The 22,603-nt window shown below is 60.2% G+C and carries 16 protein-coding genes and 1 pseudogene; 8 read left to right on the top strand and 9 right to left on the bottom strand.

All coding sequences use genetic code 11. The features are described from left to right. The first annotated feature begins 339 nt into the window (after positions 1 to 339). From bla to dmeF, 3 genes are all read left to right on the top strand, one after another. A complete protein-coding gene (gene bla, locus ACSQ3J_RS02475; RefSeq protein ID WP_060508688.1) occupies positions 340 to 1,224 on the top strand; it encodes a class A beta-lactamase in 885 nt (294 codons plus the stop codon). Between the two features lie 408 nt (positions 1,225 to 1,632). Next, positions 1,633 to 1,905, top strand: coding sequence for a Ni(II)/Co(II)-sensing transcriptional repressor DmeR (dmeR, locus tag ACSQ3J_RS02470; RefSeq protein WP_060503714.1), 273 nt, complete (start codon positions 1,633 to 1,635; stop codon positions 1,903 to 1,905). A 32-nt stretch (positions 1,906 to 1,937) separates the two neighbouring features. After that, positions 1,938 to 2,969, top strand: a complete 1,032-nt coding sequence (dmeF, locus tag ACSQ3J_RS02465; RefSeq protein ID WP_060503713.1) for a CDF family Co(II)/Ni(II) efflux transporter DmeF — start codon at positions 1,938 to 1,940, stop codon at positions 2,967 to 2,969. 127 nt (positions 2,970 to 3,096) lie between these two features. On the opposite strand, the gene ACSQ3J_RS02460 is transcribed toward dmeF, so the two are convergent. Next, complete coding sequence (locus ACSQ3J_RS02460; protein ID WP_060503712.1) at positions 3,097 to 5,439, bottom strand: glucose/quinate/shikimate family membrane-bound PQQ-dependent dehydrogenase; 2,343 nt, start codon at positions 5,437 to 5,439, stop codon at positions 3,097 to 3,099. Positions 5,440 to 5,795: 356 nt separating this feature from the next. Between ACSQ3J_RS02460 and ACSQ3J_RS02455 the strand changes: the two genes are divergently transcribed. Further along, positions 5,796 to 6,035 (top strand): hypothetical protein, encoded by a 240-nt coding sequence (locus ACSQ3J_RS02455; protein WP_436038608.1) that lies wholly within the window; start codon positions 5,796 to 5,798, stop codon positions 6,033 to 6,035. A gap of 246 nt (positions 6,036 to 6,281) precedes the next feature. Here ACSQ3J_RS02455 and ACSQ3J_RS02450 read toward each other — a convergent pair whose 3' ends face one another. The 3 genes from ACSQ3J_RS02450 to ACSQ3J_RS02440 all read right to left on the bottom strand — a co-directional run bounded on the left by ACSQ3J_RS02450 (position 6,282) and on the right by ACSQ3J_RS02440 (position 10,543). Then, a complete protein-coding gene (locus ACSQ3J_RS02450) occupies positions 6,282 to 7,787 on the bottom strand; it encodes a protein adenylyltransferase SelO (protein ID WP_436038607.1) in 1,506 nt (501 codons plus the stop codon). Positions 7,788 to 7,897: 110 nt separating this feature from the next. Then, positions 7,898 to 8,368 (bottom strand): hypothetical protein, encoded by a 471-nt coding sequence (locus tag ACSQ3J_RS02445; protein ID WP_436038606.1) that lies wholly within the window; start codon positions 8,366 to 8,368, stop codon positions 7,898 to 7,900. An 81-nt stretch (positions 8,369 to 8,449) separates the two neighbouring features. Beyond that, entirely contained in the window at positions 8,450 to 10,543 is a 2,094-nt protein-coding gene (locus tag ACSQ3J_RS02440) for a S9 family peptidase (protein ID WP_436038605.1), read from the bottom strand. A gap of 941 nt (positions 10,544 to 11,484) precedes the next feature. On the opposite strand from ACSQ3J_RS02440, the pseudogene ACSQ3J_RS02435 reads away from it, so the two are divergent. Continuing rightward, positions 11,485 to 12,777: pseudogene (locus ACSQ3J_RS02435) on the top strand (methyl-accepting chemotaxis protein); the annotation flags it as partial. A gap of 113 nt (positions 12,778 to 12,890) precedes the next feature. On the opposite strand, the gene ACSQ3J_RS02430 reads toward ACSQ3J_RS02435, so the two are convergent. Further along, positions 12,891 to 13,673, bottom strand: a complete 783-nt coding sequence (locus ACSQ3J_RS02430) for an alpha/beta hydrolase family protein (protein ID WP_060503706.1) — start codon at positions 13,671 to 13,673, stop codon at positions 12,891 to 12,893. Between the two features lie 361 nt (positions 13,674 to 14,034). On the opposite strand from ACSQ3J_RS02430, the gene ACSQ3J_RS02425 reads away from it, so the two are divergent. Next, positions 14,035 to 14,853: a nickel-binding protein gene (locus ACSQ3J_RS02425; RefSeq protein ID WP_436038604.1), complete on the top strand. Its 819-nt coding sequence runs from the start codon at positions 14,035 to 14,037 to the stop codon at positions 14,851 to 14,853. 20 nt (positions 14,854 to 14,873) lie between these two features. On the opposite strand, the gene ACSQ3J_RS02420 is transcribed toward ACSQ3J_RS02425, so the two are convergent. Together ACSQ3J_RS02420 and ACSQ3J_RS02415 are read right to left on the bottom strand one after the other, a co-directional pair. Continuing rightward, a complete protein-coding gene (locus ACSQ3J_RS02420; protein WP_156393793.1) occupies positions 14,874 to 15,575 on the bottom strand; it encodes a sugar transferase in 702 nt (233 codons plus the stop codon). Between the two features lie 50 nt (positions 15,576 to 15,625). After that, positions 15,626 to 16,660 (bottom strand): glycosyltransferase family A protein, encoded by a 1,035-nt coding sequence (locus ACSQ3J_RS02415; protein ID WP_436038603.1) that lies wholly within the window; start codon positions 16,658 to 16,660, stop codon positions 15,626 to 15,628. Between the two features lie 575 nt (positions 16,661 to 17,235). Here ACSQ3J_RS02415 and aztD point away from each other — a divergent pair. Beyond that, complete coding sequence (gene aztD, locus ACSQ3J_RS02410; protein WP_436038602.1) at positions 17,236 to 18,465, top strand: zinc metallochaperone AztD; 1,230 nt, start codon at positions 17,236 to 17,238, stop codon at positions 18,463 to 18,465. Between the two features lie 59 nt (positions 18,466 to 18,524). Here aztD and ACSQ3J_RS02405 read toward each other — a convergent pair whose 3' ends face one another. Further along, positions 18,525 to 20,705, bottom strand: a complete 2,181-nt coding sequence (locus ACSQ3J_RS02405) for a right-handed parallel beta-helix repeat-containing protein (protein WP_436038601.1) — start codon at positions 20,703 to 20,705, stop codon at positions 18,525 to 18,527. Positions 20,706 to 20,855: 150 nt separating this feature from the next. Beyond that, a complete protein-coding gene (locus tag ACSQ3J_RS02400) occupies positions 20,856 to 21,719 on the bottom strand; it encodes a VOC family protein (protein ID WP_436038961.1) in 864 nt (287 codons plus the stop codon). 339 nt (positions 21,720 to 22,058) lie between these two features. On the opposite strand from ACSQ3J_RS02400, the gene ACSQ3J_RS02395 reads away from it, so the two are divergent. Next, positions 22,059 to 22,484: a universal stress protein gene (locus ACSQ3J_RS02395; protein ID WP_060503827.1), complete on the top strand. Its 426-nt coding sequence runs from the start codon at positions 22,059 to 22,061 to the stop codon at positions 22,482 to 22,484. Positions 22,485 to 22,603: the final 119 nt, after the last annotated feature.

Genomic DNA, 22,603 nt, shown 5'->3' with positions numbered 1-22,603 from the left:
CATCCAAAAACAAAAGCCGCCTGATGGCGGCTTGTTGAACGAGATCAGACAGCCGCACCTATGGGAGCAGCGTAAAATACCAACGGGCGATGTTCGCGGTTCTGATCATGGCGGGCAATGTCGCCTTTTTCGACGAAATGTCAACGGGAATTCTCGGGCCTGTTAATTTTTAAGGCTGAAACAAGATTCTGAACGGCCATGTTTCCGGCCAAGACCGGCCACAATCGCTGCCTACCCATTGGCTCAAGCGCACAGTATCTGGTTGAGGGATGGCTAATATTCGTCATTCTGATCAAGATGTTGGTCCGTCAGCGCAGTCATCCACGGAGACCCTATCGCATGTCGTTCACGTTCAATCGCCGGTCCTTCATCATCGGCTCCGGCCTGCTTCTTCCCAGCATCGGTTTTGCGCCAAATCTGGTCCTTGCTGCGAGCAATGACATCGAACAGCAGTTGACCGCGCTGGAAAAACGCACCGGCGGCCGCCTCGGCGTCTATGTCCTCGACACGAAAACCAAGGCGTCCTTTGCCCACCGGCCGGATGAACGCTTTGCCATGTGCTCGACCTTCAAGGCGCTGGCCGCTGCCTTCGCACTGGCGCGTGCCGATAAGGGCGAAGAAAAGCTCGACCGGCGGATTCCGATCTCGAAAAAACATCTTCTGTCCTATTCACCGATCGTGGAAAAACATGTCGGCGGCGGTATGACGGTGCGCGAACTGTGCGATGCAACGGTCCGTTACAGCGACAATGCCGCCGGCAACCTGCTTCTGGCGAGCTTTGGTGGTCCGAAGGGGCTGACGGACTGGCTGCGCTCGATCGGCGATGAGACCACCCGTCTCGACCGGATCGAGCCGGAACTCAACGAGGCAAAGATCGGCGATCCGCGCGACACGACGTCACCAAAGGCGATGACGGAGACGCTCGGCAAGCTTCTGATCGGGGACGTGCTTTCACCCGCATCGCGCGATCAGTTTTCTGCCTGGCTCGTCGCCAATACGACAGGCGACCGGCGCTTGCGGGCAGGGCTCCCGAAGGACTGGACCATCGGTGAAAAAACCGGCACCAGCGGCCGCGGCGAGGCCGGCGATATCGGCTTCATGCGTCCCGCTGAAGGCCACACGATTCTTGCCTCGGTCTATATCGCCGAAGGCACGAAACCGACCAAGGAGCTTGAGCCGGTGTTTGCCGAAGTCGGCAAGCTGATCGCTGGGATGGTGGCTTAAACACTTGCCGGTTTTGAAAATTGCGTGTGGCCGTTTGAGGAGACCAAGCGCACTTCCAACCGCCGTCATCTCTGTGTTCGTCACAGAGATCCAGCCAGCCCAAGTCTTTGGGTTGAAAGAGTCTTTTGACCCGAGGGACGTCGGGTCACTGGATTCCCGCCACTAGGCGAGGATGGCGGAGGGTGAGGGCGCTTCCTCTAGTCCATCTTTCCCAGCCGCGCATCGGGCCGGCCAGGGTTTTAGCAACCCGCATAGATCGCCCTCTCCACGTCGTAGGCCATGATCCCGCACGCCCCGTCACACCAGCATGGACGGGCAGGTGCGCTTCGCTCCGCCGCTCTGCGTCGTCCGGAGGGCTTTTCTTTCATGGGAGTATAGTATACCCCACTATCCTATATTGAGGTGCTGATGTCCCATACCGTTCGTGAAAAACCAAAACTGCTGGCGCGGGTACGCCGCCTGAAGGGGCAGCTTGAAGCTGTCGAGCGGGCGCTGGAGGTGGAGACGCCCTGTGGCGATATCCTGCAGCTGCTGTCCTCCATTCGTGGCGCGCTGAACGGGCTGACCGGTGAGGTGATGGAAGATCACCTGCGCGAGCATGTGCTTCTGGCGGAAAGTGATGTCGAGCGCGCCCGGGCCGTCGATGAACTCTCCGCTGTCTTGAGAACTTACGTGCGCTGAGCCGCAGCCGCTGACCTTGAAAGGATAGGCCCGTGCCGACAGAAAATCTGGTTCACGAACATGTCTTTCTGGGCGCCGGTCATCGGCGCAACGAACGCCGCGTCTGGCTGGTCATTGCGCTGACCGCAACGATGATGGCGGCGGAAATCATCGCTGGCAATCTTTACGGATCGATGGCGCTGGTCGCCGATGGTTTGCACATGTCCACCCATGCGGGCGCCATGCTGATCACGGCGCTCGCCTACCTCTACGCACGGCGCCAGGCCCGCAATCCACGCTTCACCTTCGGCACCGGCAAGCTTGGCGATCTCGCCGGTTTCGCCAGCGCCATTGTCCTTGCGTTGATCGCCCTTCTGATCGGCTGGGAAAGCCTGCTGCGCCTCGCCAACCCCGTCCAGATCAGCTTTTCGCAGGCGATTGCCGTTGCGGTGATCGGTCTGGCGGTCAATCTCGTCTCGGCTTTCTTGCTCAAGGATGACCACGATCATCTGGGGCACTCGCATGGCGGACATTCCCATGGTGGTCACGCGCATCATTCGCACCATCATGAAGCCCAACCGGCGGGCGGACACCATGATCACGGCCATTCTGGCCATAGCTACGAGGGGCATGCCCACCATGGCCATGCGGCGCCCGGCACCGATAACAATCTGCGGTCCGCCTATCTGCATGTGATGGCTGACGCGTTGACCTCGGTACTCGCCATTCTCGCCCTTCTGGCGGGCAGCATCTATGGCTGGCTCTGGCTCGATCCGGCCATGGGCATTGTCGGCGCGCTGGTTATCGCCCACTGGTCCTATGGTCTCATCCGCCAGACGGGCCTCATTCTCGTCGATGCGACCGATACCGTGACGGAACTGCAGACGGAAATCCGCGAAAGGATCGAAACGCCGCAGGAAAAAATCACCGATCTGCATGTCTGGCAGGTCGGCCCCGGCCACAACGCCGCCATCGTCGCCATCGCCACGGCCAACCCGCACCCGCCGGCCTTCTACAAGGAAAAGCTCGCCAAGCTCGCTGGCCTGTCGCATCTGACCGTCGAGGTGACGCCGGTCGCGGCGTAGGGTGTATCGGGGTGAAGCCCCTGAACCGCCTCCCAAGGCGGTTCGCTGCAGAATCGTTTGGCAGCACTGACCACACAGAAAAGCCGGCAGGTCGCCCCGCCGGCTTTTCCATGTGTTGAAGACTGGACTACTTCGCCAGTTTGTACGCGATCACGTAGTCGCCGGGCTTGGTGCCGACCGAGCCATGGCCGCCGGCGACGATCAGCACGAACTGGGTGCCGTCGTCTGTGGCATAGCTCATCGGGGTCGACTGGCCACCGGCGGGAAGGCGGCCTTCCCACAGCACCTTGCCGGTCGTCAGGTCATAGGCGCGGATAAAGTTGTCGACGGCTGCCCCCAAGAAGGCGACGCCGCCCTTGGTGATCATCGGGCCGCCGATGCCGGGTACGCCGACCTTGAAGGGCAAAGGCAGCGGCGTCATGTCCTGCACGGTGCCGTTCCGGTGCTTGTAGGCGATCTTGCCGGTCTTGAGGTCGGCTCCTGCGACATAGCCCCATGGCGGCGCCTGGCAGGGAATGCCGAGTGGTCCAAGGAATGGCCCCATGAAGACACCGTAAGGTGCGCCGTCATTGCGATTGAGGCCCTGCTCGGACCCTTTCTCATCCTGGCCCTTGGCCGGGATCTGGTCGCGCGGCACCAGTCTCGACGTGAAGGCCAGATAGGTCGGCATGCCGAACATCACCTGCCGTTCCGGATCGACCGCAACGGAGCCCCAGTTGAAGGTGCCGAAATTGCCGGGATAGATCAGGCTGCCCTCCAGCGACGGCGGCGTGTAGCGGCCTTCATATTTCAGCCGCTTGAAGTCGATCCGGCAGGCGAGCTGGTCGAACATCGTCACGCCCCACATGTTCTTGTCCGTCAAAGGTGGCGGCGAGAAAGTGAGATCGGAGATCGGCTGGGTCGGCGCGGTAAAGTCCTCCGCGATGGCGCCGCTCGGCGCCGGGATTTCCTTGACCGGAATGATCGGTTCTCCGGTGCGCCGGTCAAGCACGTAGATATCGCCCTGCTTGGTCGGGCCGACAAGCGCTGGAACCGGCTGGCCGTCCTTGCCGGTAATGTCGAGCAGAACCGGCTGGGCCGGAACGTCCATGTCCCAGAGGTCATGATGCACCGTCTGGCGCACCCAACGGACTGCGCCGCTGGTGATATCCAGCGCCACGATCGAGGACGAGTATTTCTCGACATGCTCCGAACGGCCCATGCCCAGCTGGTCGGGCACCTGGTTGCCGAGCGGGATATAAACGAGGTTCAGCTTGTCGTCATAGCTGAACACCGACCAACTGTTGGGCGAATTGGTCGTGTAGGTCTGGCCTTCCGGCAGCGGCGTCGTCACGTCCGGGTTGCCACTGTCCCAGTTCCAGACCAGGGCGCCGGTATTGACGTCGAAAGCGCGGATGACGCCCGACTGTTCCTGCGTCGAATAGTTGTCGTTGACGGCGCCGCCGATGATGATCTTGCCAGCCGTGATCACCGGTGGCGAGGTAGAATAATAATAACCGGCCGGATTGTATTGCATGCCGGTTTCCAGATGCAGCGTGCCCTTGTCGGCAAAGCTTTCGCAGACCTTGCCATCGGCGGCATCAAGCGCGATCAGGCGTGCATCGGCGGTCGGCAGATAGACCCGTTCGGCGCAGGGGCTGCCGGCAACGGCAGCCGGATCGGCATAATAGCTGACGCCGCGGCAGGTCTGGTGCTGCCGGTCCGGGTTCATGCCGGAATTGGCGTCGAATTTCCATTTTTCCTTGCCGGTCGCGGCGTCGAGCGCGATGGCGAGATTGTGCGGCGTGCACATGTAGAGCGTGTCGCGGATCTTGAGCGGCGTCACCTGATAGGTGGTCTCGCCGACATCGTCCGGCCGTTTCACGTCGCCTGTTTGATATTGCCATGCGACCTGCAGCGTCCCGACATTCTCGGGCGTAATCTGCGCCAGCGGCGAATAACGCTGGCCGTACGGTGTGCGGCCATACTGATGCCATTCGCCATCCGGCACATTGCCACCGAGATCGACCGCGGCCGTTGTGGTGCCGACTGGCAGTTCGCCAGCAAGATCAAGCGGATCCTGTGTCATCGAATAACCGGCAACAACAATCGAGGCGAGAACAGCGAGACCGAGCGGTAGGGCGCTGGCCGGATAGGCTTCGCCTGTCGGGCTGGCAAAGCCGAGGCCACGGCGGATGCCCGGTAGTAACAGCCATAGGCCAAGCAGGATGATGACGCCGCCGCGCGGGCCGAGTTGCCACCAGTCAAAGCCGACTTCCCAGATCGCCCAGACGAGCGTACCGATGATCAGGAGCGCATAGACGGTGAGCGCGGCACCCCGCCGTGCAAGCAGCAGGAAAGCGGTGATGAGGAAGCCGAGACCGGCAATGGCATAATACCAGCTGCCGCCGAGCATGATGAGCCAAAGCCCGCCGCCGCCGAGCCCAAGCCCGATCAGCGCGAAGACGATGGCCGTCAATAAAATCAACATGGATATCTCCCGTTATGGAAAGCCGCGCCGCGCGGCAAGTGCCGCCTGCGGCAGGCATTGGGTCCAACGCCTCTGGGAAAAGGCAGTCCGGTCTCAAGGTTGGCCATCGCGCCGGAGGGAATTTGCGCGGTGATCCTCTGTCGGGTGCGCGGCGGAAAGAGTTTCAATTCGCGCGCGTATCCTGATACATAACGCGGTGCCCCTGCCTTTCAATGGCCACATTTCGGCACAGCCATCAAAATTCGACGTGGCGGCGGGCGGATGACTCACAGCATCCCGCGGGATTTAAAAGGATTTCGGCACGGCCGGGAAATAGGCTAGGTCAACGGCAATGTTGATTCACAACGAGGGTCGAAATGAAGAAACTGCTGATGGTTCTCTTGGTTATGGTGGTGGCCGTGGTGGGGGTGATCGGCGGCCGCTGGCTGCTCTATGTCACCAATACCAGCGACCCGCTCGACGAAGTCGGCATCGAACTCAACAGCCGGATGCCGGAACCCTTGCGCAAATGGGGCTGCGCCCAGCTGAAAACCAATTTCGAAAACCGCCTGCCGCCCTACGGCTGCGCGGCCATTGGTGGAACTGGCTGGGAGTGACTGGAAGAACCGCGAACGAGTCTCTCAGACTGTTGAAAAACTCGTCCGCTCACTGTTCGGCAGGCTGCTTGGGAAATAGGCGATTGCTAAATCCTCCGCCATCTCTGTCCTCGGGCTTGACCCGAGGGATGTCACAGAAATCCAGTCAGCCCAAGCCCTTGGGCTGAAGGGCTTTTTGATCCGGCGGACGCCGGGTCGCTGGATCCCCGCCACAAGGGCGAGGATGGCGGAGAGTGGGTGCTGCTCTCACGTCCCGCAGAACGTTTTCAATACTTCCTCCGAGGGGGCCGGTCGGGCGGTATAGGCGGCGAACTTCGGCTGGTCCTCATAGGGTTTTGCCAGAACGTCGTTCAATGCCTCGAACAACGAGAAATCGCCATCGTCTTCCGCCGCACGGATCGCCTGCTCGATGCGGTGGTTGCGCGGAATGAAGGCCGGGTTGACGGCGCGCATTGCGGCCGCCGTCTGCGCATCCGACAGCGGTTCCCGTCCTGTCCTTTCGCGCCAGGCAAGCAGCCAGGCGTCGATATCGGCGGGGTTGGCGAAGAGCGCGCGCAGCGGTCCGTCATGGGCGCTGCTTTCGGCCGCGTCGCACAGCCTGCGGAAGGTCAGCGTGAAATCGGCCTCGTTGCGGTGCATGGCGCTCAGCAGTCCCTGAACCAGATCGAGATCACCATCTTCCTCTGTGTGAAGGCCGATCTTCGCCTTCATGCCGGTGAGCCAATGGTTCTGGAACCGCGGCCCATAACCGGCAATGGCGTCATTGGCGAGATTGACGGCCTCGGATGGTTCGGGATCAAGCAGCGGCAAGAGAGTTTCGGCAAACCGTGCCATGTTCCACTGGCCGATCGCCGGTTGGCTGGCATAGGCGTAACGCCCGCCCCGGTCGATCGAGGAGAAAACCTTGGCCGGATCATAGGCATCGAGAAAGGCACAGGGGCCGAAATCGATGGTTTCGCCGGAAATGGCGCAATTGTCGGTGTTCATCACGCCATGGATGAAGCCGACACCAAGCCAGCGGGCAATCAGCGAGGCCTGCCGCTCGATCACGGCTTCGAGCAGCACCGGATAGGGCCGCTCATGACCTTTGATTTCGGGATAATGCCGGTCGATGACGTAATCTGCCAGAACCTTCAGCCCCTCGGTGTCGCCGCGTGCCGCCAGAAACTGGAACGTGCCGACGCGGATATGGCTGGCTGCCACGCGGGTGATGACGCCACCCGGCAGAACGCGGTCGCGATAGACCGGCTCACCGGTGACGACGGCCGCCAGCGCCCGGGTCGCGGGAATGCCGAGTGCAAACATCGCCTCGCTGACGATATATTCGCGCAGCACCGGGCCAAGGGCTGCGCGCCCGTCACCGCGGCGGGAATACGGCGTCTTGCCCGCACCCTTCAGCTGGATGTCGCGGCGCCTGCCATGGGTATCGATGACTTCGCCAAGCAGGATCGCCCGTCCGTCGCCAAGCAACGGCACGAACTGGCCGAACTGGTGCCCGGCATAGGCCATGCCCAGTGGCTGAGCACCCTCAAGGATGAGATTGCCGGAAAAGATCGCCGCCCCGTCACGCTCCAGAACATCGGCATCAAGCCCAAGTTCAAGCGCCAGTGGCCGATTGAACTTGATCAGCCACGGCTCGGAAACGGGCGTCGGATTGGCCGCCGCATGGAAATGCGCCGGCAGCCGGGCATAGCTGTTGTCGAAGGCAATGGGTGCGGCGCCGGCCGCTTTTTCGTGCGCAGATAATGTCATGCGGCTAAGGTAAGAGCAGGGCGGGTCTGCGGCAAGGGCGTTCGAGCGGCAGGAGGAGCAGGCCCGCTGACACGATTACCCCTGCAGGTGGCCAGCCGGACAGCAAGCCATCACGCCTTGATAAAATCAGCTCCAGCCGCCTCGGCCTGCGCCGTGCCACCATCCTGAGGGATTTCCAGCTGGCGCTTGATCGCTTCCTTGATTTCCGCCTCGATTGCCGCGCGAGCGTCAGCGTCCATGGCGGCAATATCTTCCTCCGTCAAATCCTTGTCGGCGAGGATTTGCGCCCGGATCTTTTCGGCCAGTGACATTTTCGACCAGTCCATGAACTCGTCGGCCGGGCTGTCTTTCGGCGCTGCTGTCACGGCGCCGGTCTCACCTTCCAGCTTATCGGCCATCGATAGCCAGAGAGCGGAAGACAAAGATGCGGAGGGGCCTGACGAGCCGATCGAAACGGTCGGCGCCTGTGTGCGCTCATTACCGCCGCCGCCATCGATGTTGAGCCCAAGGCTGGAGGACGCCGCGCCCTGGCTGCCATTATGCGGGCGGTAGTAGTTGCTGATGCTGTCACCGATCTTCATGGCCAATCTCCCTGCAAGGTTGCAGGGAGATTTATTCTTTGGGGCATGTGCCGGGCTTGCCAAAGTCCGCGGCAGGACGGGTTACATCTTCCCCGCCACCTTGATCGCAAACGCATATTCGAACGCGATTTCCTCCAGCCGCTGGAAGCGGCCGGAGGCGCCGCCGTGGCCGGCATCCATGTTGGTCTTCATCAGGATCGGCTCGGAGCCGGTGGTTTTTTCGCGCAGCTTGGCCACCCACTTGGCCGGTTCCCAATAGGTGACGCGCGGGTCGGTGAGGCCACCCAGCGCCAGGATCGCAGGGTAAGGCTTTTCCGAGACGTTGTCGTAAGGGGAGTAGGCTGCCATGCGCTCATAGGCTTCCTTGGAAGCAATCGGGTTGCCCCATTCCGGCCATTCCGGCGGGGTCAGCGGCAAGCTGTCGTCGAGCATGGTGTTCAAGACATCGACGAAGGGGACAGCGGCGATGATGCCCTTGAATTTCTCCGGCGCCATGTTGGCAATCGCCCCCATCAGCATGCCTCCGGCCGATCCGCCTTCGGCAACGATGTTGGCGTAGGAGGTGAATTTCTGTTGATTCAGATAGTCGGCCGCCGCGATGAAGTCCTTGAAGGTATTGGCCTTCTTCTCCATCTTGCCGTCTTCGTACCATTGAAAACCCTTGTCCTTGCCGCCGCGGATATGGGCGATGGCATAGACGAAGCCGCGGTCGGCAAGCGACAGGCAATTGGTGTTGAACGAGGCTGGAATGGCAATACCATAGGCGCCGTAGCCATAAAGCAGGCAGGGGGCGGAGCCGTCGAGGGGGGTGTCCTTGCGGTAGAGCAGGGTTACCGGTACTTCGGCGCCGTCTGAGGCTGGCGCCATGACGCGGCGGGTAATGTAGTCGCCGGGATTGTGGCCCGATGGCACTTCCTGCGTCTTCAGCAGTGTCCGCTCGCGCGTCACCATGTTGTAATCGTAGAGCTGGTTCGGCGTGGTCATCGACGAATAGGAAAAGCGGATGACGTCGGTGTCGTATTCCGCGGCGCCCTGCAGACCGAGCGAGAAGGCCTCTTCGGCAAAGGCGATCGCATGTTCCTCGCCGGTGCGGCGGTCGCGGATCTTGATCTGCGGCAGGCCACCCTCGCGCTCCAGCCAGACGAGATGGCGGGCATAGGCGCCATGCGAGATGATCAGTCGGCCGGCAGTGTGCGGCACCACGTCGGTCCAGTTTTCCCGAATCGGATTGTCAACCGGGGCCTGCATGATCTTGAAATCCTTGGCGCCGTCGGCGTTGGTCAGGATGTAGAAGACATCGCCGCCCTCCGAGAGCGAATATTCGAGGCCGGTTTCGCGCGCAGCCACCAGCTTTGGTTTACCCAAGAGATCGGAGGTCCGAAGCAGCCAGTATTCGCTGGTCTCGTGGTCATGGATGTCGATGTAGATGAAATCGTCGAGCATCGAGCCGCCGACGCCCATGAAGAAACCCGGGTCCTCTTCCTCATAGACCAGCCGGTCGTCGCTCTGCGGCGTGCCGACGATGTGATGGAAGATCTTTGATGGGCGATGATTGTCGTCGAGAACGGTGTAAAAGAAGCTCTTGCCATCCGGCGCCCATGCGCCGCCGCCGCCGGTGTTTTCGATGACATCGGCAAGGTCCTCGCCGGTCGCAAGGTCACGGACGCGCAGCGTATAATATTCCGAGCCCTTGTCGTCATAGCTCCAAAGGCCGCGGCTGTGATCGGTCGAGTGGTCGACGCCGCCCAGCCGGAAATAGGCCTTGCCCTCGGCTTCCTTGTCGCCGTCGAGAAGCACGCTGCGTTCGCCGCCGTCACGTGGTATGCGGAAGAAGGAGGGCTGTTCGCCACCGGTGACGTAGAACGTGCCATAGGCAAACGGCCCGTCTTTCATCGGAACGGAACTGTCGTCTTCCTTGATGCGGCCCTTCATCTCGGCAAACAGCGTCTTCTGCAGGGCTTCGGTATCGGCCATCGCCGCCTTCATGTAGGTGTTTTCGGCCTCCAGATGCTGACGGATTTCGGGGTCGAGAATGGTTGGGTCCTTGAACATCGCCTGCCAGTTATCGGCGCGCAGCCAGGCATAGTCGTCCGTCCTGGTAATGCCATGGCGGGTATCCGTGACTGGCTTTTTCGGCGCGGCGGGAGCAGGCGGCAGGTTCTTGAAGATGGACAAGGAAATCTCCGGGGATGCGAGGGGTCTGTGTCCGAGATAGAGACCGGCCGGGCAAGGTTCAAGCTGAAACTGGTCCTGGCCTTGGCCGAGGCAGGCAACTTGAGGTGGCAGTGAACGGTTCCGGTGCGATTGCTCGTGTTTATGAGGCCGCTGCAACGTCTTAATTGCCAGCTTTAACTTGGTGTTAGCGCAATTACTTCAGATTGCGCTCCGGCGCGATGTCCCTGCTGCGCTTTGCCAGAGGCATCATGCCTTGCTTTTCCATTTTTCGTTCAGCGCGCGGTCAATTGCCCAGCCGGAGTTCCGACATGAGTTTTCGCAATCTTTCCATTCTTCTGAAGATAAGCCTGGTCATGGCTGTCATGATCCTGTCCTCCGTGGTTATCGCCGCCGTCGGAGCAAGAGGGGTCGTGTCTCTCGAAAACACGCTTACCTCCGTCGGAATGAAGGAAGAGGTTGCCCGCGAGGCGATGGATCTGCGCGTCGATGTCATCGCCATCAGCCGTATGACCTACCAGCTCGCCCTGAAACCGGGTGGCGCCGAGGAATTCCGCACTGAGGCCGAGACCCGCGCCAAGGAAATGCTGGGACGCCTGCCCAAGATCGAGGTGGGAGCGGATGAGACGCAGGTTCTGCTGCTGCAGGCTATTCGCGGTGCGCTCGAGAGCTATTTCACCGATATCCGTGGCATGATCGACCATGCACAGGCCAATCCCAACGATGCGGCCAGCATCCGCGGCTTGCTGGACCAGGTTCTTTATGCGCAAAAGGCCGTGACGGTCGCCGTCAAGGAATACAGCACCTATTCCGGCAACGCGCTGGCGGCTGCCCGTGCTGATGCACTGGAGTCCTCCCGCACGGCGCTGATGATCGGCCTCGGCATTGCTGCAGCCTGCATTCTCGCCGGTGCCGTGATCGGTCTGCTGGTCGCGCGCCGCGGCATTGCCGCCCCCGTTCGCGATCTGACCGCCGCGATGAGCTGTCTTGCCGAAGGCAATCTTGACAGCGCCGGCACCGATGCCACCCGCAAGGACGAGATCGGCGAAATGGCTCGAGCCGTCGAAGTGTTCCGCCGCAACGCATTGGCGATGCGCGATATGAAGGCGCAGGAAGCAGCCTTGAATGCGCTCAGCAGTGAGTTGCAGTCGAGCATCAGCGCTGTTGTTGCAGCGGCGGTCGCCGGCGATTTCACCGGCCGTATCGGCAAGGATTACCAGAACGACGACCTCAACCGTTTTGCCGGCAGCGTCAACGAACTGGTTGGCAGTATCGATCTTGCCGTCAATGAAGTGCGTCGCGTCATCGCAGCGCTTGCCGATGCCGACCTGTCGGAAAGCATGGAAGGCCATTTCCAGGGCGCATTCGCCGAATTGCAGCAGAACGTCAACGCCACGATGGTGACGCTCCGCTCGACCATGAACAATGTGCGCGGTGCCGCCGGCACCATCAAGGACAGCTCGGCAGAACTCAGCTCCGCCGCCAATGATCTGTCGAAGCGCACCGAGCAGCAGGCCGCAGCGCTTGAGGAAACCGCGGCAGCGCTTGACGAGATCACCGCGACCGTGCGCACCTCCTCGGCACGCGCCATCGAGGCCCGAGACATGGTGCGCGAAACCAAGGAAAGTGCCGGAAAATCCGGCGAGATCGTCCGCAACGCCGTCACCGCCATGAGCCGTATCGAGGGCTCGTCCAGCCGGATCAGCCAGATCATCGGCGTCATCGACGAGATCGCCTTCCAGACCAACCTTCTGGCGCTGAACGCCGGTGTCGAAGCAGCACGCGCAGGCGAGGCCGGCCGCGGCTTTGCTGTCGTTGCCCAGGAAGTTCGCGAACTGGCACAGCGCTCGGCCAATGCCGCCAAGGAGATCAAGACGCTGATCAGGGCCTCGACATCCGAGGTCGAAGGCGGTGTCTCGCTGGTGCGGGCAACCGGTGATGCACTGGTTGAAATCGAAAACCTCGTGCTGCGCGTCAACGATCATGTCGAAAGCATTGCCACTGCCGCACGCGAACAATCAACCGCGCTTGCCGAGATCAACACCTCGGTCAACCACATGGACCAGATGACCCAGAAGAACGCCGCCATGGTCGAGGAAACCACGGCAGCCAGCGAGACACTCGCCGACGAAAGCCGCCAGCTGCAGGCGCTGCTGGCCCGCTTCAAGCTGGAAGAGGAAAACCGCTTCTCGCACAGCCAGCCGGCGCAGCATCAGCGCACACGTTACGCAGCCTGATTTCGGTTTGGTGATTGCGATAAAAATGGGGAGGGCGCCGTGTCCTCCCCAGCCCGTGATGCAAAAGTGGAATACGGCCGGTTCGACCACACGCGTTTAATGTCACCGCGAACCTAAGAAGAATGCGGCACGGCAATCGCATCCATGTAGCCGTCAAGATGGTTCTTCCACAGGGCTGGCTTGAACATCAAGGCATGGCCCATCCGGGCGGCAACGAATTTTCCCTGTCCTCCGGCTGACAGAAACTTTTCGAAATTCCCCCTGCAGTGCGCGATTCGATAATACTGGTCATGACTTCCGTGCAGCCAGAGCGTTGAAATTCCGCTTGGCGCGCCCCGTTCAAAGAGCGCCGGGTTGACACTTTCATGGGCGGGGCAGACTTGGCCGAGCCAGCCACCGTTGAAGTTGATCGCGCCCCGGAAAACATGCGGACGCATGCCCGCATAGGCGATCGACAGAATGCCGCCGCGTGACACGCCGCCGATGGCAAGCTGGTCCTGGTGCACATCAGACCGCGCACGCAGGTGGCGGACGACAGCATCGATATCTTCGACAGCCCGCTCGAAGCCCGCGATTGCGATTGCAGCGTCGCAAGAATAGCCGGAGCCGTCAAAAGCAAGCCCTTCCCCGTAATTCCCCCCTGATTTTCCTCTTCCCCGGCGCTGCGGAAAGAGAGTCATCCAGCCCCGTTCGACAAAATAGTTTGCCACGACCTGCGGACTGATTGTCCTTGTATAAAAGGATTTATTCTGCCCCCGTCCGGTCGAGCCATGGTTGAAAACAACTGTCGGATAAGGTCCATCATGGTCAGGTTTGGCTGCAACAATTTCCAATTGAGCATCTGCCTCACAGGACGGGATAAAAAACGTTTCAATCTTCACGAGGCCGACCACCATTTCAGTATTTCATCGCATGCGGTGTCATACAGATCTCAACGAAAGCGGCAGTTTTGCAACTGAATTTTGCGGCGTGTTTCACTAGGGGGCCGTTGTGTCCTCCCCTTTGCGTTTCAGCGCTCGCGCTGCCGCCTGCGGCACTCCTTCACCGGCAGCCCACCGTTTCCCCTTGGCTTGCTGTGCGGGTCTCGTCGTGAAGGACTGTTGAGATTCGTCATGGGGTTGCAGAGCAGGGCGCGGGAAACTGGAGGGTACGTCCCGCTCCTTTAGATAAGGCTATACTAAAATATAGACGGCGTTGCCTCCAGACCGTAGACTATAACCCAGGAACAGGTGCAGGGCTCGGGGCGGGAGCGCACAGATGCCTATCTTCATCGACCGGCATGACCTTTCGGGAACCACGGCCGCAGACGTTGCCGAGGCACATAGCAAGGATCTTGAGATTCAGGATCAGTACGGCGTCAAGTTTCTGACCTACTGGTTCGACCAGCGGCGTGGGACCGCGTTTTGCCTGATGGACGCGCCGGACGCCGAAGCGGCCCAATGCGTTCACCGCGAGGCGCACGGTCTGGTTTCCGGCGAGATCGTCGAGGTTGCCCTGTCGGCGGTCGAGGCGTTTCTGGGCCGGATACATGACCCGGTGCCGGCCCCGGGGCAATCTTCGGCCGAAATGGATTCCGGCCACCGGGCGATCCTGTTCACCGATATTGTCGGCTCGACAGCGATGACGGCGCGGCTTGGTGACCGGATGGCGGCCGAACTGGTCAGGGCCCACGACGCGGTGGTGCGCAGGTGCCTCGAACAGTTTTCCGGCCGCGAGGTGAAGCACACCGGTGACGGCGTCATGGCGGCCTTTGCCTCGATAAAAGCAGCGGTCGATTGCGCCAGAGCGATCCAGCAGGAATTCGAGCGCTACAATCGCGGCAATGCCGAGCCGCTTCATATCCGCATCGGGCTGGATTGCGGCGAGCCCGTCGAGGACAGCAACGATCTGTTCGGTTCCACAGTGCAACTGGCAGCCCGCCTGTGTGATGCGGCCTCCGGAGATCAGATCCTGGTGTCGGAGAACATTTTCCGAGAGTATGGTGCCGCCGATCTTTTCACGCAGGCAAAACGCCGCCGGCTCAAAGGTTTTTCAAAGCCCGTCCTGGCCTTCCGATGCGAATGGGCGGGCCTATGATGCGCGTTTCCAAACTGCCGCTACTGCCGCGCGGCAGTGAGAAACCGCCAGATTTCCCTGCAATCCGTCACCATCGTCCAATTATCCGCGTAGTCGCTATCGAGTTGCAGGCGGCGTAGATAATGGGCGTCGAGACCGCTGTTCAACCGGTAGCCGATCAGGCCGGGGCGGGACTTGATATAGGATGAGGTATTGGACCCGTATCGCTCGATATCCCTCATAGTCAACGGCGAGGGGCCGACGATGCTCATATCGCCACGCAGGACATTGAAGAGCTGCGGCAGCCCGTCCAGACCCAATTGTTGAAGAACTGCACCCATCGGCGGAAGCGAGACGTCCGGCTGATGCTTGCGTGCCCACAGCGTTTCCGGCGTTGTTGTCAGGTATTGAGCGAAATCCTCGCCTCCGGGAGGAGACGATGTCCGAAACTTCAGGCGGACAAGGGATACGCCATCATATCCGATCTCGGCATGGCCGCAGATGACTGATCCTGTGGTTGATAGCTTCACCAGCGCCGCGATCATCAGGATGATTGGCAGGAATACCAGGATGATCGACAGTGAAATGAAGACATCCAGGAAACGCTTGGTGAATCCTCCAGTTGGTCTGTACTGAAGATTGACAATATGCAGGAGGGAATATTTACCGTTTCTTGCCGCCGATGATATCATTTTGCGCTCGAAATGTTTTGGGTTTTCCACAAGACCTGCTTTGCTGTCCAAGGCAGAGCGCTCGGAAGGCAAGGCAGGGCGCCACCAAAAAATGAAACCTCCTACGCGGCGAGGTCCGCGCTAGGGACGTTTTTTACCGAAGTCACATCGGTCATCACCTTCCTGTTCATGACGAAGAAGGCAAGGTTTGTCGGGCAGCGCAGGATAAAAGCCGGATAGTGTGATACCAGCTTGGTGAAGACCTTGGGGTCCGGAAGAAACCGCTTCGCGGCTCCGCGCAGGAGCGCATAGACATAAGCGCCTTCATACAGTCTCTGCCTGAAGGTGATGGTTTCGGCATCCATGGAATAGATGCGGCTGTTGTTGCGCATATAGTTGTACTGGATGGCAAGGCAGCCCTGGATACTGATCGATTTCGGGCTTTCCCAGGAAACGTTTGACCAATAAAGGTTAAGTCCCTCACCACAGCTCACATTGACACGAACATCGACCGCCGTTGCGTTGTCAATCGACAACTCGATCCAGAAGATGTGATCTTCTCCGGCACTTCTGAGCGAGGTGTTGAAGCGAAGGGCCGGGTTTTTGCGGAAATTGTAGACGACGGTTGATGTCTGCGGCGGGCATTCGCGGATCATTGTCCGCGTCAGTTCACCCGCACCGAAGACCTTGACCAGCTGCGACTGACCCGCCCCCCGGTTTTGGCTGAGGGCCTGCCATGTCTCGGGCAGGCAACGGAAATAGTCGCCGTAATGTTTGCTTCTGACGTGATTGCAGAAAAAGAAATCGCTCTTCCGCAGCGCCGATAATGCTCTTTGGATATGCAGGGGAGTCCAGATATCGTCGGAGTCGAGGAACGAGACGAAATCGATCTCTTCGCCGGCAAGGCTGTCGAGGCCGGCATTCCGTGCTCCGGCAGGGCCGGAATTGACCTGCGTGATGACGTTGAGCGAGTGCCCGCACTTGAACGAGAATCCGTCAAGCTCGCTACTGGTAGGGTGCGGCGAGGCGTCATCGACGACAACAACCTTCAGCGCAACGCCGGGGGGCAATTGCTGCAGCGCAACTGAATCGAGAGCCCTGCGCAGGATTCCGTCTTCTGCCTGATAGAAAGGTATTATGACAGCGATATTGGTCATCACTTTAAGCCTCACACTATATTTATTATTAACACTCTCTATTTCTGGTTGTTTTTTATAATTCGATTATACGCGTGCGTAATTATTACGAATAAAACAAAATTATTGAGCATTTTGCCTAAAATTCAGGCAGCGTAATTGCCGATTTTGTGACAAAATGATGAAATTTTGTCTTGGTAATCAATTGGTAACATAGTTTTAAGTTTGTTATTCTGTGGATACACTAGTTGTTGTGGATGAGCAATAGTAGTTGATGCGAATGTAACCGCGTCTCGTTGAACCTTTATTGGGGGGAATTGGTGCGGACCAACGAAGGGTAGCATCGGGTGAACGGTACAATTTTTGCTGCGCTGCAATGTGATTTCTGCCGCCTCGCCAGATCGCGTCTTTTGTTTGTGACGCATTATCTTGGTTCCGGCTGATCCGCGTTTCTTCCCAATCAAGCTGCATCCCGCAGTGACCCGTTAAATACCGGCAGAATGTCAGATGCCGTATTTTCTGTCTGGACAAGGTGGGTGTAACTTTATAACAATCCGCAATGTTACGTTATTACATAAATATTGCAGGAGAAACTCATGCCGATCCATCTTGGCAAACCGATGCGGGCCGCCGCTGTTCTGGCGCTGACGGCGCTGTCTCCCCTTCCAGCCTTCGCCGATGATCATCAGGAAACATGGCGGCTGTTCGTCGCCGATCACACCCAGCCCGTGGTGCGGGCGCTCGATATGGCCAGTGGCAAGGAGCTGGGCCGGTTCGATCTTGGCGGTTACGCCGCACTGTCCTTGAGCGACAGTGGCAAGACCATTTTTGCGGTGCAGGGCGACAAGGACACAGTGCAGGTCATCGCTTCCGGCATCGCGCTGGCCGATCATGGCGAGCACCGCGATATCGAAATTTCCGATCCGAAACTGTTGCCCGGCGTCATCACCGGCAAGAAGCCGGGCCATGTGGTCACGCATGGCGATGATGTGGCGGTCTTTTACGATCGTGGCGGCAAGGTCGATCTGTTTGAGGAAAGCGCGCTGCTGGAAGGCAAGGGAATTGCTGCAAGTGTCGATACCACGGCCGCGCATCATGGCGTCGCCGTGCCGATGGGGCAGCATATCCTCGTTTCCGTGCCCAATATGACGACGGATGTGAAGCCGGATGAGCTGCCCCCGCGGCTTGGCCTGCGCATTGTCGACCGGGAAGGCAAGCAGGTTGGTGATGTCGCCACATGCACGGGTCTGCATGGCGAAGCGTCATCGGCGCGTCTGGTCGCCTTCGGTTGCGCCGAAGGCGTCCTCGTCGCCCGGCCCGGCGGGCTCGATGGGCCGACGCTGGAAATGGTCGCCTATGGCAGCGATCTGCCGGAGGGCAAGGTATCGACCCTGCTCGGCGGCCGGTCGATGCAGTTCTTTCTCGGCAATTACGGTGAAGACAAGGTCGTGCTGATCGATCCGGACGCCGCGTCACCTTATCGGCTGGTCGAACTGCCCACCCGCCGTGTCGATTTCATCCTCGATCCGGCCAATGTCCGCAACGCCTATATCCTGACGGAGGATGGCAAGCTGCATGTGCTGGATGTCGTCAGCGGCGAGATGGTCCGGTCTGCCGGCGTCACCGAGCCCTATAGCAAGGATGGCCATTGGCGCGATCCGCGTCCGCGGCTTGCGGTTGCCGGCGACAGCATCGCGATCACCGATCCGCGTCACAGCCTGGTGCGGATGATCAACACTGAAACGCTGAAGCAAACCGCGACCATTTCCGTCGAAGGCATGCCGTTTGCGATCGTTGCGGCCGGTGGCTCCGGTGCGACGCACTAAGCCTCGAAGGACCGCTGTCCGCACCTGACATCAGGTGCGGACAGCGATTTCAATTTGCCTTATCCGCCGCAACGGCCGCCAAAGTTTGTCTGGTCAAGTACGCTGCCATTGACGGTGAGGACCGAGCCTGGGCCTTGCGTCAGTGAACCGCCGAGGCTGCCGTCCCAGGACGGATCGACCTTGCAATCGCGCGGGGTGCCGGTAACGGTGACGTCACCTTTGACATCCAGCGATGGTCCCATGAAGTAGAGCCCCGCCGTGCCGGCTTTATCGATCGTGACATTGTCGAAGGTGATGTCGCTGATCGGCCCGCCGAGGAAGTCCCAGTCGCTCCCGTAGATGAACGCGCCGTAGGTCCCGGCATTGGTGATCGCCACGTTCTTGAAGCTGATGCCGGAAACCGGATTGAGGAAGATGCCGGCATTGCGGGTGCCGTCGATCGTCAGCCCATCGACATTGACATTCGTGGTCACGGCACCTTCCGGCATGCTGCTGGAGGTGACCATCATCAGGCCGTTGATGCCGCCCTTCAGCACCATGTCGGTGATGGTGACGTCGCGCGTTCCCTGCAATACGACGAGGTCCATGTCGCGTTCCTGCATGGAGTTGTCGATCGTGACCTTGTTGAGGTTCACATCGTTTGCTGCGACGAACAGTAGGCCCTCGCGGCGCGACCGCGAGATCGTCACGTTGTCCAGGGTGATGTTGCTGGCGGCGTTGGTGATAACCGGCGGCCAATCATTTTCATCGATCGCGCTGCCGGCAAAGAGGCCGTAGGTCACATTGTCGATTTCCGTGTCGCGGATCGTCAGGTTGCTGGTTCCATGCGCGCTGACGGCGGCATAGGGCGCCCGGTTCGGGTCGAACACCGAGAATTCGCATTCCGTGCTGCTTTCGCAGATGTAGAGGTCGTGGATGCTGGAGTTCTGGATGATCGCACCGTTCACCCGGTCAAACCGGATGCCGTCATGGCTGGTGCCGGAAATATCGACACGGTCGATCATCAGGTTCGAGGCATCTGTGCCGCCGATTGCGGCCAGGCCACCTGTAATCGACAGTGTCGAGACCGCGCTGTTCGATGCCATGGTAACAACGTCCTGGGCGGGATTGTAGCCCGTCAGCGTCGTGGCAGCACCATGGTTGCGGAACCAGCCTTCGCCGCCGCTTGAGGCGCCGCGCAGGCTGAGCAAGCCGCCGCCGCCGAGCAGCACCTGGCCGTTGTTGAGCGTCAGCGACTGGTCAAGCCCGATCGCGCCGTTGGCAAGGATCAGCGCGTTGTCGCCGGCCGCAGCGATGATGGCGTTGATGGCGGTGGCATCGCCATTGGCGGCGGAGACGTCGATAACATTGCCTGCGGTCTGGCCGTTCAGTTCGACTATAGCCTTCTCGAGATCGCCGGTGGCACCACGATGGGTCTCGATGGTGCGATTGCGCTCGACGCGCTGCGTCAGCGGGTCGAACGGATCTGACGAGCCGGTGGACGAGGCCGCGCCGAGCGGCACGCGCAACCGCGCCATCGCTGCACCCTTGAAGTGGTCTTCGTTATCGTAGGAACCGGAGGCGCCGATCGTCACCGTCGATCCGCCGGGAAGGCCGGGCAGGTCGGCAAAGGACAGTTCGGCACGCAGCTTGGCACCCAGCTTGTCGTCGATGTTGTCACCGTCGTACCAGTAGCTGCCGGCAAACACCTTCAGCTGCATCTTGTCGCTGGCGCCCGACAGCGGCACGCGAACGCCGGCCTCGACATCGCCGCCGCGGCGGGCGCGCTCCATGCCCTCGCGGAACATCAGCTTGCCGCCGCTGACTTCGCCGCGGCCCATGCCGGCGAGCGTATGATCGTCGCCGAGCGGAAGGTAGATGTTGGCGCGTGTTTCAAACACCGGTCCGAGCGCTTCCACGCCGAAGGACAGCTGGTTGAAGGAATTGTCATAGGCGCTGTTCAGGTAGTCGTAATAGCCATAGACGCCGACCACCCAGTCGTCGCTTGCCCGCATGCGATAGCCCGCGCCGATCGAACCACGCTGAACGCCACCTTCGATGAAGGCACCTTGCGTATCGATGAACAGCGCATTGCCCGAATCGAGCAGGATGGGCAGGAAGAAGCCGCCGCTGGCGCTTGAATTGCCACTGCGCCAGGTGCCGTCGATTTCTACCGACGGGCGCCAATCGGCTGCGTACAAAGGCAGTGGCGCAGCGCTCGCTGTGGCGAGCGCGTATACAAGAATGCTCTTATTTTTCAAAATACTAACCCCTAGACTCACGTCCGCAAGAGCGGATGCCGGGGCGAATTAGAATACTTGACTGTAATAGTCAATTTTAAGGAGTGCGCCGGTACAATCCGTCGCAGGCACCCTGTTGAAAACTCGTTTTGCAGGGTGTCCGCGGCGCTGTCAGGCGGCCAGTTTCAGGCCGATGCCCCAGGGATCGATCAGCGAGACGGTATCGCTGCTGCGCGTTACCGGTATCTCCAGTTCGTCGAGCTTGGCAATCGCGTTCTGTAGCTTGGCCGGATCGTTGAAATGCACGGTATAGTCCGAGAGACCGGTCATGTTGGCCTGACGTTTCGGTGCGCCGCGCGAGTTCCAGATATTGGCGCCGACATGGTGATGATATTTGCCCGAGGCAAAGAAGCTGGCGCCGGGATAGCTTGCCATCAGGTCAAGGCCGAGCACATCGCCGAAGAACGCGTTGGCCTGCGGGATATCCGAAACCTGCAGGTGGATATGACCGATCGTGCTGCCGGCGGCCATGCCGTCCCATTTGTCCTTCGGGGCTTCGTCATAGAGCGCCTGCAGGTCGAACGGCAGCGTCGCCATCTTCACCATGCCGTCCTGCAGGTAATTCCATTCGCCGCGCGGCCGGTCGCGATAGACCTCGATGCCGTTGCCTTCCGGGTCGCCGAGATAGATGGCTTCCGAGACCAGATGGTCGGACGCGCCCTGAAGCGGCACGTTGTTGTGGGCGATATGGGCGAGCCAGCGGCCAAGCTCGGTGCGGTCCGGCATCAGGAAGGCGGTGTGAAACAGACCCGGCGCATTGTGCGGCGCGACGGCCGCATTGCCCTGCGTCGTCAGGGTCAGAAGCGGACGGCCGGCAACGCCGAGCGTCTCGCCGCTTGCGGTCTTCTCGATCGGCTTCAGGCCCATGATGGCCTGGTACCATGAGGACACCATCGGTAGATCGCGCACGACCAGATGCGAATGATCGACATAGGCTGGCATGCGGACGGCGTGGTCTTCGGCTTGAACGGTCATGGGGATGCTCCCTGCCTTGGCTGTGGTGACGGCGTTGCTTGTGACCAATGCGGTGGCCGAAAACTTCATGAAGGTGCGTCGGTTGAAGCTGGTCATTGGTCTGTCCCCGTCCGTTGTCTGCCCAACTATATGACGCGCGCGCGGCGTTCACGGAAGATACTGACTTGAGGATGTACTGTTCTCAACGTGTTGACAATCGCCTGCGACCGTATGGCGGGTTGTGACTTTTGTCGTGTCACACCTATATTGAATCTATCCGCGCAATGCGGCGAGGGTGACGGCCTTGCAAAGCCTGTCATCACGCGCTGCGGCCGGCGCGGCGAACCCGAGGAGACCGTCATGTATTCGAGAATTATCGTGCCGATTGCCATGGACCATCTGGAGCACGGCGAGAAAATCCTGGAGCGCGCCCAATCGCTGCTCGACGAGGGCGGCGAGATCATCCTGCTCAACGTCGTCGAGGATCTGAATGCCTATGCCCAGGGCTACATGATCGTTGATTTTCCCTTGGAGTTGATCGAGGCATCGCGCGAGCATGCCAAGAAAACGCTGACGGAACTGATGGAAAAACACGGCGTGACGAAGGGCAAGGTTGAAATCCGCATCGGCGGTGCCGCCGGCATCATCAACACTTTTGCCGAGGAAGTGGAAGGCGATCTGGTGATCATCGCTTCGCATCGGCCAGGGCTGATCGATTATTTTATCGGCTCGACGGCCAGCCGCGTCGCCAGCCATTGCAAATGTGCGGTGCTGATCGACCGTTAAGGCAGGCCCGTGGTTTTGCGCGTGCACCACCCGTTCGGGAGCACGGCTCCCGAACACATCACTGTGCCTGATATCGGAATGTTACTGTAACGTACTTGTGCATGCCCGCATGAATATGC

It is taken from the genome of Rhizobium sp. LjRoot98, assembly GCF_964252935.1.
Lineage (GTDB): Bacteria > Pseudomonadota > Alphaproteobacteria > Rhizobiales > Rhizobiaceae > Pararhizobium.
The sequence above is the reverse complement of the archived record's forward strand: the minus strand, read 5'-3'. Positions and strand labels throughout refer to the sequence as shown.